11 protein-coding genes and 2 pseudogenes are annotated in these 15,394 nt (G+C 66.6%); 5 read left to right on the top strand and 8 right to left on the bottom strand.

Features of this window, described 5'->3' with window-relative positions; translation table 11 throughout:
• Window positions 1–47: 47 nt before the first annotated feature.
• Both AC3EO7_RS37450 and AC3EO7_RS37445 read right to left on the bottom strand, forming a co-directional pair.
• Entirely contained in the window at window positions 48–386 is a 339-nt protein-coding gene (locus tag AC3EO7_RS37450; protein WP_435593828.1) for an STAS domain-containing protein, read from the bottom strand.
• 406 nt (window positions 387–792) lie between these two features.
• Window positions 793–1,107 (bottom strand): annotated as a pseudogene (locus AC3EO7_RS37445) (response regulator transcription factor); the annotation flags it as partial.
• A 234-nt stretch (window positions 1,108–1,341) separates the two neighbouring features.
• On the opposite strand from AC3EO7_RS37445, the gene AC3EO7_RS37440 reads away from it, so the two are divergent.
• Window positions 1,342–2,853, top strand: a complete 1,512-nt coding sequence (locus AC3EO7_RS37440) for a cytochrome P450 (RefSeq protein ID WP_435593827.1) — start codon at window positions 1,342–1,344, stop codon at window positions 2,851–2,853.
• A gap of 149 nt (window positions 2,854–3,002) precedes the next feature.
• On the opposite strand, the gene AC3EO7_RS37435 is transcribed toward AC3EO7_RS37440, so the two are convergent.
• The 3 genes and pseudogenes from AC3EO7_RS37435 to AC3EO7_RS37425 form a co-directional block, all read right to left on the bottom strand.
• Window positions 3,003–7,139, bottom strand: a complete 4,137-nt coding sequence (locus AC3EO7_RS37435; protein WP_435593826.1) for a WGR domain-containing protein — start codon at window positions 7,137–7,139, stop codon at window positions 3,003–3,005.
• 543 nt (window positions 7,140–7,682) lie between these two features.
• Window positions 7,683–7,781: pseudogene (locus AC3EO7_RS37430) on the bottom strand (SDR family NAD(P)-dependent oxidoreductase); the annotation flags it as partial.
• Window positions 7,782–7,810: 29 nt separating this feature from the next.
• Complete coding sequence (locus AC3EO7_RS37425; protein WP_431968792.1) at window positions 7,811–8,179, bottom strand: antibiotic biosynthesis monooxygenase family protein; 369 nt, start codon at window positions 8,177–8,179, stop codon at window positions 7,811–7,813.
• Window positions 8,180–8,225: 46 nt separating this feature from the next.
• Between AC3EO7_RS37425 and AC3EO7_RS37420 the strand changes: the two genes are divergently transcribed.
• Entirely contained in the window at window positions 8,226–8,711 is a 486-nt protein-coding gene (locus tag AC3EO7_RS37420; RefSeq protein ID WP_435593825.1) for a MarR family winged helix-turn-helix transcriptional regulator, read from the top strand.
• Between the two features lie 379 nt (window positions 8,712–9,090).
• On the opposite strand, the gene AC3EO7_RS37415 is transcribed toward AC3EO7_RS37420, so the two are convergent.
• Window positions 9,091–10,896, bottom strand: a complete 1,806-nt coding sequence (locus tag AC3EO7_RS37415; RefSeq protein WP_435593831.1) for an acetolactate synthase large subunit — start codon at window positions 10,894–10,896, stop codon at window positions 9,091–9,093.
• A gap of 887 nt (window positions 10,897–11,783) precedes the next feature.
• Between AC3EO7_RS37415 and AC3EO7_RS37410 the strand changes: the two genes are divergently transcribed.
• From AC3EO7_RS37410 to AC3EO7_RS37400, 3 genes are all read left to right on the top strand, one after another.
• Complete coding sequence (locus tag AC3EO7_RS37410; RefSeq protein WP_435593823.1) at window positions 11,784–12,758, top strand: DUF2332 domain-containing protein; 975 nt, start codon at window positions 11,784–11,786, stop codon at window positions 12,756–12,758.
• 185 nt (window positions 12,759–12,943) lie between these two features.
• On the top strand, window positions 12,944–13,339 hold the full coding sequence (locus tag AC3EO7_RS37405; RefSeq protein ID WP_431968784.1) for a carboxymuconolactone decarboxylase family protein: 396 nt from the start codon (window positions 12,944–12,946) through the stop codon (window positions 13,337–13,339).
• Window positions 13,340–13,587: 248 nt separating this feature from the next.
• Window positions 13,588–14,613: a hypothetical protein gene (locus AC3EO7_RS37400; protein ID WP_435593822.1), complete on the top strand. Its 1,026-nt coding sequence runs from the start codon at window positions 13,588–13,590 to the stop codon at window positions 14,611–14,613.
• On the opposite strand, the gene AC3EO7_RS37395 is transcribed toward AC3EO7_RS37400, so the two are convergent.
• Together AC3EO7_RS37395 and AC3EO7_RS37390 are read right to left on the bottom strand one after the other, a co-directional pair.
• Entirely contained in the window at window positions 14,610–14,978 is a 369-nt protein-coding gene (locus tag AC3EO7_RS37395) for a hypothetical protein (protein ID WP_435593830.1), read from the bottom strand. The genes AC3EO7_RS37400 and AC3EO7_RS37395 overlap by 4 nt on opposite strands.
• Before the next feature lie 4 nt (window positions 14,979–14,982).
• On the bottom strand, window positions 14,983–15,318 hold the full coding sequence (locus tag AC3EO7_RS37390) for a helix-turn-helix domain-containing protein (protein WP_435593829.1): 336 nt from the start codon (window positions 15,316–15,318) through the stop codon (window positions 14,983–14,985).
• Between the last annotated feature and the right edge of the window lie 76 nt (window positions 15,319–15,394).

The following is a 15,394-nucleotide window of genomic DNA, read 5'->3' as shown; positions in this document are numbered from 1 at the left end:
CCCCCCCCCCCCCCCCCCCCACCCCCCCCCCCCCCCCCGCGTTCGGGTCAGTTGGGTCGCAGCGAGGTCAGCGCCTCCTCGAGCGTCGAGTGCAGCGCGAAGACCTGATCCAGGCTGGTCATCTTGAGCTGACGACTCGTCGCCGGTCCATCGGCGACCACCGCGATGGTCGTCGCCGACCCGGCCCGCTGATGCGCCGCGACCAGGGCCGCCATCCCCGCCGAGGCGAGGAAGCTGACCGCGGTCAGGTCGATGATCAGTGCCGTCGGCTTGCTCGCCAGGATGCCCTCGATCGCGGTCTCCAGTGCGGGCGCGGTCGCGAGATCGACCTCGCCGGCCACCGTGAGCACGGTCGCACCGTCACGCACTGCGACGGAGGTGGTCATCGTGTCCGCCATGGGATACGCGTCTCCGGAAGTGTTGGTCACACCACTACAACACACAGGTTGCGGCGAATTCGCAAGCTCGGCGTGTTCATACGCTCCAAACATTACCGGAGTCAGGGGCCGCCCGCGGTGCGTTGACGTGGGCATCCGTCGGCGCGAGGGGACGGCGCGGCCGTGCGCGAACGGGTGCGCCTCGCAGGTCAGATCCGAGACCGCCTCGTCGGCTCTACGGCCGACGGCCGCGCGTAGCTGAAGGTCAGTAGCCAGGGTGCGAAGTTTCTCGTGCCTTCGAATGGCTTGCTACCCCGCAAGAGTGTCTTGACATAAAGGGGAGCCATGAGTGCGCGTTCGTGCTGGCTGTCGATCTTGCTCGTGCAACAGGGTGAAGGCTGGCTGGGAGTACGGCTCACGATGTAACCAGCAGTCCCTGTGCCAAGGCTGCCGTGACGGCAGCGGTGCGGTCGGAGACGTCGAGTTTCGTGAACGCGCGCTGCAGGTGTGTTTTCACGGTTGTCTCGCTGATGTGCAGGAGTCGCCCGATCTCGGCGTTGGTCAGTCCGTGCGCGACATGCCCGAGGACCTCCACCTCACGGGCTGACAACGCCGCGCGCGGGCGATGCTGTCGGTGATGCAGCCGTGCGCTGACCGAGGGCGCCAGCACGGTCTCGCCCCGGGCGGCCGCGCGCACGGCTGCGGCGAGTTCGGCGCGCGAGCTGCCCTTCTTCGCCCCACTGCATTACGACAACGAGAACGCCGGTGGCGATGGTGCCGCCGACCACGTAGGCGCACCAGATCCGGTACCAGAAATCCCACCCTACGGGCGCTGGGCCGCGCGCTGTCATGCTTCGACGATAACCCGGACCGGGCATGCAGGTTGTCCTTCGAACGGCGGACGTCTACCTCGATTTCGCGGCCTACGCTGCGACAAAAGCCTTTGTAGACAGGGGGATTCGTCATGATGACACGATCGGTCGAGCCTGACCGGACGCTCTACCCGCCCCGATGGCAGCCGGCTCCGCTGCGCTGGCATCGCACACGCGTGTCGTGGTGGCAGTCGTGGAAGCTTGCCGCCCAGGTGGTGCCGCGTTGGCGCGACCGCACTCTCGCCGACTTCTACGGCACCCAACTTCCCGGTGGAGACGACATTTTAGTGGCCCGAATGCCGTTTCAGCGCTTTGTGGTGGTGCGCAGCCCAGAGCTGGCGCGGCATGTCCTGGTGACCAACCAGGACAACTACACCAAGAGCGCGGAATATGACATGCTCGCCGTAGCATTCGGACGCGGCCTGGTCACAGAGCGGAATGAGCAACGCTGGCAACGAAATCGCCGTCTGGTAGCGCCCGTGTTCGGCAAACGCAACATCGCCACACTCGCAGGCCCGATCACCGACGCCGCTCGAGATTGCGCCGAGCGTATCCTCCAGCTCGGTGCCGACGGAGCATCCGTCGACGTGAACGTCGAAATGAACAGGCTCACACTCGATATCGTCGCCCGCACCATGTTCGGCGTCGACCTCACGGGGCCGATGTCGGAGATCACCCTCTCCCGGATGCTGCGCCTGTTCGGAGTCGGGTTCGTCGCGGGCGTCTCTCGTCCGCTGCACGCGCTCGCCGAGCTCACGAACCGCTATAACCTGCCCATGCGTGTCATGCGCGCCGCCAGCTGGATTATCGCGCCGTGCATGATCGCTGATCTCCGGCACGTCGACCGGGTGATCGATCAGCTCATCGCCGATCATCGCAGTGGTGCGATCACCCGCCGCGACAACCTGCTCGCACTGCTCATGGAGGCGCGCGATCCGGAGACCGGGCACCGTTATACCGATGCCGAAATCCACGACGAGCTGATGACATTCATCGGTGCCGGGATGGAAACCACTGCGACAGTGCTCGCTTGGACCTGGAAACTGCTCGCCGAACACCCCGATGTCCGCGCTCGCCTGCACGCCGAACTCGACGACATCCTCGCCGGCCGTACCCCCACCGCCGACGACGTGGATTTCCTGCCATGGACGAAAGCCGTTGTCGCCGAGACCATGCGACTGTATCCGCCCATCGTCGGACTTGCCCGCGTTGCGAGAAGTGATGATCTGCTCGGCGATTTCCCGGTACGGGCCAACACCACCATTACGATCAGCCTGCATGCTCTGCATCATCACGGCGGAGTCTGGTCGAATCCCGAGATCTACGACCCGACCCGCTACCTGCCCGGAAACCTGACACCCACACAACGCCACGCCACGCTGCCCTTCGGAGCCGGAAAACGCATGTGCGTAGCCCATGTCTTCGCCAACACCGAAGCCGTTCTCGCACTGGCGACCATGGCTCAACGCCTCGAGATGGACCTGGCGACCGCGAAGCCGACTCGCCCGCAGTTCTCCTTCACCGGCGGCCCCGACGGACCAGTTCCCATGCATGCGAGCGGCCGGACGGTCGACCGCGACAGGAATCAGTCCCTCCGCCACTGAGGTTGCGACTCGCACAAGCGCAGGCCCCGGCGAAGGTTCGCCGTTGTAGGCGATGACGGCATGGTGGCGTCCCGAACTCGGGATCGGTGTCGACGATCTCGCCGACACCTACGCCACCTTCGCGTGCCAACTGCTCGGCTGAGTGCGCGTTAGTCAGCGGTCTCCCGGTATCCGCTCTTCTGTTTGGCGGCAATTGTTTTCGCGGCCTGGGCGGCGGCCTTGACCGGGTCGCCGTAGCGTTTGGTGTTGACGGTGCCCACGGCGCCTTCTCTACCGTGCCGGGTGGCGACGGTATCGAGGCCGGGATCGGTGACGATCTCCCAGAATTTGGTGCCGTGCGGCCCGGCGGCCTCGAAGTACCGGCGAGTGAGTTCGGGGCCGCGCCGCTGGCCGCCGAAGAGCATCATGGTTTCGGGCGCTGCCTGTTCGAGGTGGTGGGCGAATCGGCTCAGGAACGAGGACGCGAGGATCCACGACAGCGACTTCTCCCACCACGCCTCGGCCGGATGCTGATCCAGGTACATGAAGACCCGGTCGTCGGAGCTCGGTGACACATCGGAGAATACGGTGTCGACCGTGCCGTCGAGGCCGACCACCAGCGCGCTCATGGCCGACAGCACGGGTTCCCATTCGAGTTGCTGCTCACCGCGCAGCGCGGCCGTGTACTTCGCCCCGAGTTTGCGCATGCGGGCCCGTTCCTGCCGTACCTCGGCGGGGCACAGGAGTCGCAGACCGGTCTCTCCGATTCGCCACTCGGCGTAGCCGATACGCTCCCACAGCGTGCGCAGGATGGCGGGTAGCGGTGCCGCGAGCTCGGCTTCGAGGGCGTCGATGTCCTCGGGCGAGGCGGGTGGACCGACTTCCACCTCGAACCCGTGCAGACCGGGCGAATGCGCGGTGAAACCCTGTGCCGTCAGGTATTCGGCGATCTCGCCGAGGGCGGCGACATGCCAGGCGGGGTCTTGATTGTCGACGCGGATGCGAGCGCGGACCCATTCGGCGACGGTCAGTTCCTCGCGTACCCGATAGCCGTTCCAGGTCACCCACTCCAGTTTGGACAGCGCCGCACCATCGCGATACAGCTCCAGCTCCCGGCGTTCATGAGCCGCCGCGAGCGCCGCGTCCACCGCGAACCGGGGCCGGTCGAAGGCCATCAGGCGCTCGCTGTCAGCGTCGGGCCGGTAAAAGGTGCGCAGGATCGCCGCCCGGCCGGGCAGATACCACGGATCGGATTCGGTGTATTTCGCCGCCGCGCAGGTGGTTTTCATTCGGGTGAAGGCGTTTTCGGCGGTGGCCGGGTCGGGAAAGGTGAGGCCGACCGTGTCGAAGCGGCCGTTGTTGACGCCCCACCGGTACACGATCTGGTCGAGATAGCGCACCAATTCGACGAATTCGTTGCCCGAGACCGTCCACAACAACGCGCGCTCGGATTGCTCGCGCCCCTCGCCCAGGAATTCTCGCATACCGCTATGGCCGATCCGGCTCGACTGGAAGGGGGTGCCGTCCGACATGCCGAATCCGTCGAAGGCGTGGATATCGCCGTCCGAGTCGAGGAACCACACCTCTCCCGTGATTCGGTCGGTGAGCAGACGTCGCCGCACGGTGGTGCCCGCCAAGGTCTCGAGGTCGTCGTCACCGATCCGAGCGAGCGGCCGCCCCGCCGCACGTGCTCGCTCGCCCTTGTCGAGTAGGTCACGCCGCGCCGAATCGGCCTCTCCTGACAGCACGTTGGCGAGTTGGGCGCGCATGTCGTCCGAGATGAGCGGATCGGCCCACTCTCGTCCACGAGACAGGTTGTCGGGCTCGATGGCGTCGACAGCGATGGATTCCCAAGTGGCGTAGGCGGTTCGGACCAGGCCGTACTCATCGGCTTCCAACGCGGCAATGATGCCGACAGCCAGCGCGTACTTGAACACCCGCTGTTCGGTCTCGTCCTGCGGTGTCGCCCAGTCGCTGATCTCACGCAGCAGTTCGACCATGGGCCATCGCTGTTTCACGTGATCGGTGACGGCATTGGCGTAGTGCGCGGCAGCACGATGGTCGTGTCGATCGTGCAACCGCCGCATGACATCCCGGTGCACCTCCGCCGAGAAGATCTCGCCGAGTGCGTTGCCCATCCGCCAGATGCTGCGTCGTTCGGTGAACAGCCGCTCGATCAACGCCGTGCGCGCGGTGTCGGAGTTCAGGTTCCGTACCGCGGAATACAGATTGGCGACCACATCCTCGAGCTGATCGTCCACCGTCTGCCCGTGGCTGAGCGCCACGCTGTGCACCGGGTCGGAGTCGGCATAGCGGCGGCCGTAGTCGTCGAGCGCCTCGATGAGAAAGTCGTGCGCACCGGAGTGCTGGAAGCGATACAGCTGGTGGCCCGCGACATTGCGAGCGCCTATTCCGGGATGGGCCACAATTGTGTCGATCATGGCGGCGGCGGCCCGCACGGCCTGCTCGGGCGACGCCCGTCGCAGCACACAATGCTTCTTGCTCGAATCGAACAACTGCTGCCACAGCGCTTCGACCGTGCTGGCCGGTGCGGGCAGGCCCGCCAGCCGCATCAGTTCATCGAATACCGGCGGATGATGCGCCACCGGGGCCAGTGCGAGGCAGACAGCCTTCTTCAGTTCGTCGTTGTTCATCTCGGCGAGGATGTCGGACGCATCCGGCTCCGGTGTGTGCTCGAGCAGCCGGATAAGCACTGGAACGAAGGCACTGTCCGGGGAGTCCACGCGCAGCCCCTGGACCACGCGGGTGCGCACCTCGGCGGGCAGGTGCTCGATACCGGTGGCGGCCAGCGCGGCCCGCTCGGCGTGCGCGCTGCCGAGCATGGCGCTCAGCGCCCATTCGATCACCTCGGCCGGCGAGTCCTCGACGTCCGCGCGCCGCAGAACACGTTGTGCGACAAGCTCGCTCAGCTCGGCACCGTCGATCTCGGCCAGAATGGCGGCGTGGTCGCCCGCGGCATCGCCCAGCCGCTGCAGGTAGGAGGATGATATCTGGGCGTCGGCCCAGCGGAGGTCGAGCTCCGCGCGGGTCAGCACCGGTTCGGTCTCGCACAGTTCGTGGGCCCGCCGCAGGGCGATCAGGCACGCACCGCTGTGTGGGTCTTTGCCGAGCAGCTCTCCGGCCGCCGCGGCGAGCGCCGCGCCGTCGCGCACCAGCGGCGTCACCACGGACAGCGCCCACACGCGCGTCGACCAGGCGCAGGTGGACGTGGGCAGCAAACGCACGAGGGTGTCCGCGGCCGGGCTGTGATCGTGTCCCGCCAGCCGATCCGCCTCGGCGCGCACCAGTGCCGTACCCGTCGTGACGGGCATGCGATCCAGGGCGGCGCGCACCTGTTCGGCGGTGAGCGTTCCGTTGTTCAGGCCGTGAACGATCCAGCTCGCCCGGCCCAGCGGCACGTGCTCCGGGGCCATCTCCATGGCGGTGAGCGCGGCCCGCGTTCGCGCCTCGTCGTCGGAAGCGACGAACTGCTGGAGCAGCGAACGGCGGACGCGGAACTCCGGCACGGACGCCACCTCGCCGTCGATCGCCAGCGTGCCGACGACCCCGGCGAAGGCGTCGACGAGGTCGGAACGCTCCTCGGCACGGCCGATCTCGGCGAGTACGCGGGCACGGTCCTCGTCCTGCGTGAGCAGGCCGGTGTGCAGCAACCAGTAGATGGCCAGATGGGGATCTCGGTGCAGCAGGGGCAATTCCACCTCGAACACCTTCTGAGCGTCGGTCTCGCTCCACAGGTGCAGGAAGTGCCCGGCGGCGCTGGAGGCCAGGTCCTCAGCGGACTGCATGGGCTGTCCGTCGCGCAGCAACGGCTGCGCCAGCAGCCACATCAGCCACTGATAGCGCTTCGCCAGTTCGGCGCTGGTCGGGTCGGGTTCGGAGTCCGCGGCCGATGACGGCGAACGGAAGGAGTCGCGAATATCGAATCTCGACCGCTCGTCCTCGTCGTTCGCTTCGGCGCGCTCGAGCTCGTCCCGGTAGGCCAGCCAGTCGTCGAAAGAGTCGAACCACAGTTCCAGTTCCCGGGTTTCGTGACTCTGCCACCACACCCGGCCGCTGCCGCGCAGATCCAGCAGCGTGTAGTCGTCCCCCTCGTCGTCGATGACGACGAAGCCGCTCAGCGATTTGTCGATCGCTCCGAAGTACGGGTAGTTGATCGCCAAGTGGGCGTCCACGAGCGGGCCGCGCTCGCCCACCCAATACTCGAGCAGCCGGTCGTCGAGGGCGTCGGCTACGCGAGCGGGTACGGGCACGCCGAAGTAGCGGCTGGCGGATCGGTGCAGGTCCATGGCTTCTTTCTGGTATCGAAATGCGCTGTGCCGGTACGAAAGACGGTTCTGGTCCGAGATGGCCCGCCAGCTTGTAGCAGATGGCTGGGCCCACACCGTCCAGACGAACGATCGTATGGTCCGGGACGCTACCGTTCGGCTGTGACAGGAACGGCAGACACCGATTCCACTCCTGCGGTACAGGGATGACGGTGGCCGAGTCGGACGCCCGCCGGTCGAGGATTCGCGCGTATCCCGCAGTCGCGCGGCGCCTTTCGCGTGGTACGCCACTTGCGATGGCTGCCAGGCCGAACGTGGGGTCCGTGCCGTTGCAGCATGGCGCCTTTCGCGCGGTACGCCAATTGCGATGGCGACCAGGCCAAGCGCGGGGCCCGTGCCGTTGCCGCGCGGCGAAAGCGGTCTCGATGTGCATCCCCCGATCGGCGGGTTCAACGCCGGGGGTGTTACCCGTGGTCGCCTGCGCTATTCAGCAGGGCCGCTCGAGGGCGGACGCGTGTGGTCACCGACAGCACGCCGACTACGCGGTCTTCAGCGTGCCGTCGTGCGGACGCCCTCGCGGGCCAGTGTCTCGGCGATGGCGAGGCCGATGCCCCGTCCGGCGCCGGTGACGACGGCGGTCTTTCCGGTGAGATGTAGATCCATGAGAACGACCTTTCTCGGGGCTTCCGGCGTTAGAGGAGTGTGTCTCCAGGCGCCACGTCGATCGCGGTCCGGTAGACCATGGGGCGCGGGGTGACGTCGAGCTCGGGGTCGTCGGTCAACCGTTTGATCGATTGCTGCCACTCCGGGTTGGTTCGAGCCGCGTCCAAGGCGGTGCCGGTGGCCCATTCCGCCACATTGATGAAGGTCAGCTCGGCCTTGTCGTTGACCGCTTGGAGCATGCGCGCGCGGAGGAATCCGGGCGCGGACGCCATGCACCGCGCGTTGTCCTTCCAGCGGTCGAGGAATCGATCCTTCTGCGACATGGGCACCGAGAAGGCGTTGACGAGTGTCACCGGCTGCTCGGTGCCGGCCATCGTGTGTCCGGTCGGGATAGTCATATTGTCATCTTAGATGACAGTATCGTGCGCTTGCTACTGTCGATGTGTGCCGAATCAGCCGCTGGACGACCGGGGCGTCTTCTTGTTGTCCCAGATCGGCCACCACGTCTCGTACCTGTTCACCGCGCGGCTCGCGCCGCTGGGGCTCGAACCCGCGCACTTCGGAATCCTCACCCACCTGGTGGCCGTCGACGGGCGCAGTCAGCAGGAGCTCGCCGATCTGCTGAACGTGCACCGCAACGCCATGGTCGGGCTCGTCGACGAACTGGAAGAACGCGGACTGGTGCGCCGCGGAAGACATCCCACCGATCGGCGCGCCCATGCGGTGCATTTGACCGAACGCGCTCGCCGGGCCCTCGCCGAAGCCGAAGCCGAGGCCGAGGCCATCGAGAACGAGATCCTCGCACCGCTCGACGAGGCCGAGCGGGCGAACCTCATCCAGCAACTGCGCCGACTTTCCTCGCATGCGGGGTTGCCGCCGGGTATTCATCCCGGCCTCCAGCGACGGCGGCGGGCCACCCCTTCGGTGTAGGCGACTGGGTGCCTCGCCACGAACGAAGTCGAGCTTTAGGTCGAAGGCTGAAGGTGATCTCAGTGATCTCGTGAGAGGTAGGAGAGGGCCGAGCGGACCAAACTCGGGATGTTGAAGATCACCCTCACTCAGGACGGTACGGACGCCTGTGCCGCTGCCCTCCGCATCGCTACCGGCCTCGAACCCGCTATCGGCGCAACCGATAGCAGACAGTCGCGACGCGAGGGGCTGCATGAGTAAGGCCAGGACTCCTGACGCGCCAGGACGGCGGTCGGCCGCACCGGAGCCGGGTCGCTGAAACGCATGCGGGCTCGCCGCCGAGGGATCGCGGCGAGCCCGCGCGGGCCGAGCCGGTGTCGCACCGCCGCCGAGCCGCGACTTATCGCGTACCCGTCTGCGCCGCATTGGTTTCGGCCGTACCGGCGTCCGCGTCGTCGAAGAGCGGACGCAGATTCCGGGCGGCCATGATCAGGTCGTTGCCCGCGCCCGCTTCGATCATCGGCCACACCTGGGCGTCCGATCCGACGACGAAGTCGATGACGACCGGTCGGTCGTGCACGGCGCGGGCCGCTTCGATCACGCTCGCGACGTCCGCTTCTCGCCCGCAGCGCAGCCCGACGCAACCGAGAGCTTCGGCGAGTTCGACGAAATCGGGGATGCGCCGGGAGTGGGTGGCCAGCTCGCTCTGCGAATAGCGTTCCTCGTAGAAGAGGTGCTGCCACTGACGGATCATGCCGAGATGGCCGTTGTTGATCACCGCCACCTTGATCGGCACGCCTTCGACGGCCGCGATGGCCAGCTCCTGGTTGGTCATCTGGAAGCAGCCGTCGCCGTCGATGGCCCAGACTTCCGCCTGCGGCACACCGAGTTTGGCGCCGAGGGCGGCGGGAACGGCGTAGCCCATGGTGCCCATACCGCCGGAGTTGAGCCACGTCCGGGGCTTCTCGTACTCGATGAACTGCGCGGCCCACATCTGATGCTGGCCGACACCGGCGCAGAAGATGGCGTCGGGCCCGGCGGCACGCCCGAGGGCGCGGATGACGAACTGCGGTGCGAGCGCGCCGTCCGCGGGCCGGTCGTAGCCGAGCGGATACGACGCGCGGAGCTCGCGCAGCGTCGCCCACCAGGCCGACAGGTCCGGCAACGGTTCCCGATGCGCGTCGAGCGCGGCGATCAGGCTTTCCAGTACCGCTCGACAGTCACCGACGATCGGCACGTCGGCGTGCCGGATCTTGCCGATTTCGGCGGGATCGATGTCGGCGTGGATCACCGCGGCGTGCGGGGCGAAGGAGCGGGGGTCGCCGGTGACTCGGTCGTCGAACCGGGCGCCGAGGGCGATCAGCAGATCGCTCTTCTGCATTGCCGCCACCGCGGCGACCGTTCCGTGCATGCCGGGCATGCCGAGGTGCTGGGGATGGCTGTCGGGAAACGCACCGCGCGCCATGAGGGTGGTCACCACCGGAATGCCGGTGCGTTCGGCGAAAGTGCGCAACGCGGAGGTGGCTTCGGCCTTGAGGACGCCTCCGCCCACGTAGAGCACCGGCGCGTGCGCCCGCGCGATGAGGTGCAGCGCCGCTCGGAGCTGGCGTGGATTCGGCTCGGTGACCGGCCGATAGCCGGACAGCCGCGGTTGCGGCGGCCAGCGGAAGACCGTCTGGGCGCGCAGCACGTCCTTCGGGATGTCCACCAGGACCGCGCCCGGCCTGCCCGAACTGGCCAGGTGGAATGCCTCGGCGAGGATTCGCGGGATGTCGGCGCCGCGGGTGACGAGGACGTTGTGCTTGGTGATCGGCATCGTGATGCCGGTGATGTCGGCTTCCTGGAATGCGTCGGTACCCATCATGGGCCTCGGCACCTGGCCGGTGATCGCCACGAGGGGAACGGAATCGGCTTGCGCGTCGGCGAGCGGGGTCACCAGATTCGTCGCGCCAGGGCCCGAGGTCGCCATGCACACCCCGACCCGGCCGGTCGCCTGGGCATAGCCCGTGGCGGCGTGACCGGCGCCCTGCTCGTGCCGCACCAGCACGTGGCGGATGCGCCGGGAGTCGAGCAGCGGATCGTAGACCGGCAGGATCGCCCCGCCCGGAATGCCGAAGACCACCTCGACGCCGAGTTCCTCCAGCGATCGCACCACGGATCGCGCGCCGGTGACACGTTCGACGATCGGCTCGTTGGTGTCGGAAATATCTGTGGGACAGCGATTTTCGCTGTGCTGCGGCGCTTCGGGCCGTGACAGGGCGGATCTCACGGGAAACTCCTTCTGATGCGCCGCGCGCGGCGGCGACCGTGGGCGAGCGCACCGGCCCGATCCGGCACTGCCGGAACGGCTCGATTCCGGAGATGCCGGTACGCGTCGAGGGAAAGCCGTTCCTGACCGAGCACACCGACTTGTTCCGGCGGGTCTCTCCGCCGTGGGTGTGCCGCAAGATGATCGGCTCGCCGGTCCGGGTTCCCGTGGTGAGGACGGACCGTCCTGGCGCGGACGCCTGATGCGGCGTGCACGCACTGCCGATGATCTTAACCGACCCTCGGCCGCATCCCCGATGCCACCCGCTACCTGTCGCCAGGCGCGGGATAGAAGGGATCGCCGCGCCAGACCGTCCTCAGCCGTTGCCGCCGGTCGTCCGCGGGCGGAGTTTGTCGGAGTTGCGGACCGCCGTATCACCGGCGGACCGGAACACGCTGCCGCGCAGCAACTCCGACGCACCATGGACCCGCGCGCCACACCGCGGCGGCGATCGGCATGAGCGACAACGAACGCGCCCACGCGTTAACCATCACCGACCAGCAGCTGCACCAGCGACTCGAGCTTTGCCCACGCTACCCGCTCGATGAGCCGACATCCGGCGAGTCAGCACCGACGCCCACGGGCATCGCCTGTGATAGCCCGAATAGCACTGCATTCCAGCCGAGTTCGGCGATCATGCGGCCGATCACCACCCGGGAAGTCACCGACCGGCGCTCCGGGCGAAATCACTCCGGACTCGATCGAATGGGCAAGGCGTTCTACGGTTTTCGTCGACCGGATTCGTTGGCTGGTCAGCTCGGTGGATGTTCGGATAGAACGAGAATGTGGATTGGGAGACGACCGCTGACCGGTATCGACGTTTCGCCGAGTTCGAGGCTCGGGGCAGTTCGTCGTGTTATGAGTTGTGGGCGTGGGGGATTGCGTCGGATAACCGGCTGTTGTCGTTGATCGATCGGCTTCCGGAGGAGAAGAGGCAGCCGAATCTCGTGTTGACGGCGGCGCGCTATCTCGGGGTCGGTGAGTCGTCGTATCCCGCGTTCAGGGATTGGGTGTTCCAGCATTGGGATGATGTCGCGCGGGTTGTGACGGCGCGCAGGACGCAGACCAACGAGGTCGGCAGGGCCGCGGTGCTGCTTCCGGCGTTGGCGCGACTTGCCGGTCCATTGGCGTTGATCGAGGTCGGTGCGTCGGCGGGGCTGTGCCTGTATCCGGATCTGTTCAGCTATCGCTATGACGGTCGAATCGATCTGCATCCAGCCGGTGGCGCCTCCGGCGTGATGTTGCGGTGTGTGACTTCGGGGGAGCCGCCCATCCCGGATCGCTTGCCCGAGGTCGTGTGGCGGGCGGGCGTCGATCTGAACCCGCTGGATGTGAGCGATGCCGACGAGATGCGTTGGCTGGAATGCCTCGTGTGGCCGGGACAGCCCGAGCGGCTGCGACGGCTGCGCGAAGCGGTGGCGATCGCCCGGGCCAGGCCGGTGGATGTCGTGACCGGGGATCTGAACGAGACGGTGACCGAGTTGGTCGACGCCGCGCCGGATGGGACGACGGTGGTGGTCTTCCACAGCGCCGTCTTGGCTTATCTGAGCGTCGACGAACGAGTCCGCTTCGAACGGACGATCCGAAGCTTGCCCTGTCACTGGTTGTCCAACGAAGGCTGCGGTGTCGTGGGATCGGTGGCCGAGCAGCTTCCGGTTCCCGCTCAGGACACGCCAGGGCGGTTCGTCGTCGCATTGGACGGGATTCCGCTGGGATATGCCGGTGCACATGGTCAGACGCTCGATTGGTTCCGTCACTGACCCGGTTCCGAATACATCCCCGGTCCACGGAACCGAACGCCCTGACACACGCGGTCTCATCGCCGTCGAGATTCGTGGACGACACGCACCTGCCCCTCGATCCCCGGGGCAGTGAGGCCGTGCACTCGCGGTCCGTAAAGTGGCTCGGCGCGGCCACGCGAACCCGCGAGACAGGAAACGAAACTATGGACACCAACCCCGACGCGGCGGCGTCACCCGCCTACACGAGCGGTTTGAACACCCGCCGCGAAGTCATGGGCGACGAATTCGTCGACCGCGCACTGGCTCGCACCGCGGGCACCGAATCCGAGCAGATCCAACGCTTCGTCACCGAACACGTCTGGGACGCGGTCTGGAATCGGCCGGGCCTCGACCGGCGGGAACGCAGCCTGCTGAACCTCGGCATCCTGACTGCGCTGCGGGCGCACGAAGAACTCGCGGGTCACGTGCGCGGCGCCCTCAACAACGGACTCACCCGCGAGGAAATCGTCGAGGCGATCATCCACACCAGCGGATACTGCGGCGCACCCGCCGCACTCTCCGCCATGCGCGTCGTCCAGCAGCAATTCGATCAGGCCTGATCCCGCGGCCCGTGCGACGGCGGGATCGAGATCGTGTTCGGCTCTTTCGTCGAGATCGCGAGCTGGATCGCTCTTCAATAGGCCTGGCGGAGAGCTAGTGCCGCGTCCAGAATGGCTGATGCCGTAACTGCCCGGCGCTGTTCCCGTGGGCCCCAGTCGAAGTCGATCCATAACCGCCGAACCAAGGACATTCGAGAACGTCCTTCCTCAACGACCTGACGCGCCAACCTCTGGCAGGATGAACGGCTATGCGCTTCACCGTGCCCACCATCGCGTTGATGATGGGGGCAGTCCTGCTGACTGGATGTTCGCTCTTCGCGCAAGGGCCCGATCAGGCCGAGCGTGACAGCTGGTCCCGGGTGATCGAGACGGCCATCGAGGCCCTTCCGGGGGTGGCCGACGCGTCACATACGTTCCAGTACCACCCGTACGGCCCCAACTCGTACTACATCTCCAAGCTCGACGTGCAGCTCGACGATGACGCCACACCAGCCGAGGCCGCGTCTGTGGTGCGTGTCATGGGCGCTCAGCAGCTGCCGCCGCACTATCAAGGCGACTCGACCTTGGTCAGAATCCACCGGATGACAGACTCCTATTTCGGGGACTGGCGGTTCGGGCGGGACGTGGACGTGGAAGCGAACGCGGCATACACCTGGACACGAGTGTCATCGGCCAATACCGGTGCGGAGATTCACTGGGCCACCCACGGCGTCAAGCCCACCGGAGACGCGAACGGAGCCGAATCCATCAGTGTCCGAGCGGGCTCCGAGGCCGAACCCCAGCGTGCCACCGCGGCGATGCGCCGAATCATCCAGGACTTCCCGGAGCTGGCATCCAACGACTGGACAGTGTCCCCCCTTCATGAGGACGGCCTTTTTGAGCACCACTCGAGACTGGAACCCAGCTTGACGTACTTGGACCGCCGCCCCCGCTTCCCCTCCAACGGCGAACTCGAATTGTGGGAGTGGTTCCTGACCGATCAACCCACCTCGTCGATTGTCGAGGTGTCGGTATTCGACCCGCCCGACACAGCAGGCCGCACACTGGGCGTCACGGTATTCCCGCCCGTCGGAGAGAAATTCAGCGCTGCGCAGGCGACACAACTTGCCGATCGGCATCTTCGCTACTTGTCCCAGCGCGGTGTCGTGGTCGATTACACGATCATTACGCGCAACGGCCCCCGTTTCGCCGTCCTTGTCGGCGGCTGCCCAGAATCCGGGCGCGAGGTTTCACCGGAGTCGGAGCCCTTCGCGCGTCAGTATGAACGCTGCTAGTGCCGTGTCAGGCAATGTTCGCTAGGTAATCCGGTCGGCGGATTTTGGAGCCGACCGCGAAGTCCCGGACGCTGCAGGTTCAACGGCCCGAACTCGTCCACACAGATCACCCGGCCGTCGGCGGGCGGATGATCGTAGAGGTCGAGCACTCGCGCCATCTTGGCCTGAAAGTCAGAGTCGTTGCTGGCTTTCCACGTTTTCGTGGCCCGCCACGACACCCCGCCAGCTTCGAGGATCTGCCGGACGGTTTCGCGGCTGAGCTCGGCAATGCCGTTGGTCCGCAGCACTTCCGCCAATTTCGACAGGCTCCACGTCGAGAAGGGCCAGCCCAGGTCGCGGGGGCAGCACCGGGCGATCTGACAGATCCGATCACGCGTCGGTTGATCGATCTTCGCCGGTCTGCCCCCGCTCCATTTTGGACACCGTTGGCAAATTCGGATTCGCCAACGGTGTCCATTTTGTGTCCAGTGCGTCGAACCCTTTCTCGTTGAAGTCGTGGATCACCTGCCGCACATACGATTCCGACACCCCCATCAGCTTCGCGAGGAATCCGACCGGCTGATGCCGAGCCGAGGCCATCACCACCACGGCCCGCCGCATCCGGATCGGCTGTTTGCTACGCCGCGCGATCTGGGCCAGCTTGCGGCCCTCTTCGGGCGTCACCGCCCTGACGAACACATCTGGCTTGCGAGCCACCGGCAGCATCACCGCTCACCCGTCGATGATCAACCCGCCACCCCGAGCCGCGGGGTTACAGCATCGACCTTCCCGGTCGAGGCAC

The organism is Nocardia sp. bgisy118, from assembly GCF_057708605.1.
This window is presented reverse-complemented; position numbering and strand designations above follow the sequence as displayed.

Coding starts and splice junctions, on each gene's coding strand:
- AC3EO7_RS37450 (WP_435593828.1), bottom strand. CDS start 386: ATGACCACCTCCGTCGCAGTGCGTGACGGTGCGACCGTGCTCACGGTG.
- AC3EO7_RS37440 (WP_435593827.1), top strand. CDS start 1,342: ATGATGACACGATCGGTCGAGCCTGACCGGACGCTCTACCCGCCCCGA.
- AC3EO7_RS37435 (WP_435593826.1), bottom strand. CDS start 7,139: ATGGACCTGCACCGATCCGCCAGCCGCTACTTCGGCGTGCCCGTACCC.
- AC3EO7_RS37425 (WP_431968792.1), bottom strand. CDS start 8,179: ATGACTATCCCGACCGGACACACGATGGCCGGCACCGAGCAGCCGGTG.
- AC3EO7_RS37405 (WP_431968784.1), top strand. CDS start 12,944: ATGGACACCAACCCCGACGCGGCGGCGTCACCCGCCTACACGAGCGGT.
- AC3EO7_RS37400 (WP_435593822.1), top strand. CDS start 13,588: ATGCGCTTCACCGTGCCCACCATCGCGTTGATGATGGGGGCAGTCCTG.
- AC3EO7_RS37390 (WP_435593829.1), bottom strand. CDS start 15,318: ATGCTGCCGGTGGCTCGCAAGCCAGATGTGTTCGTCAGGGCGGTGACG.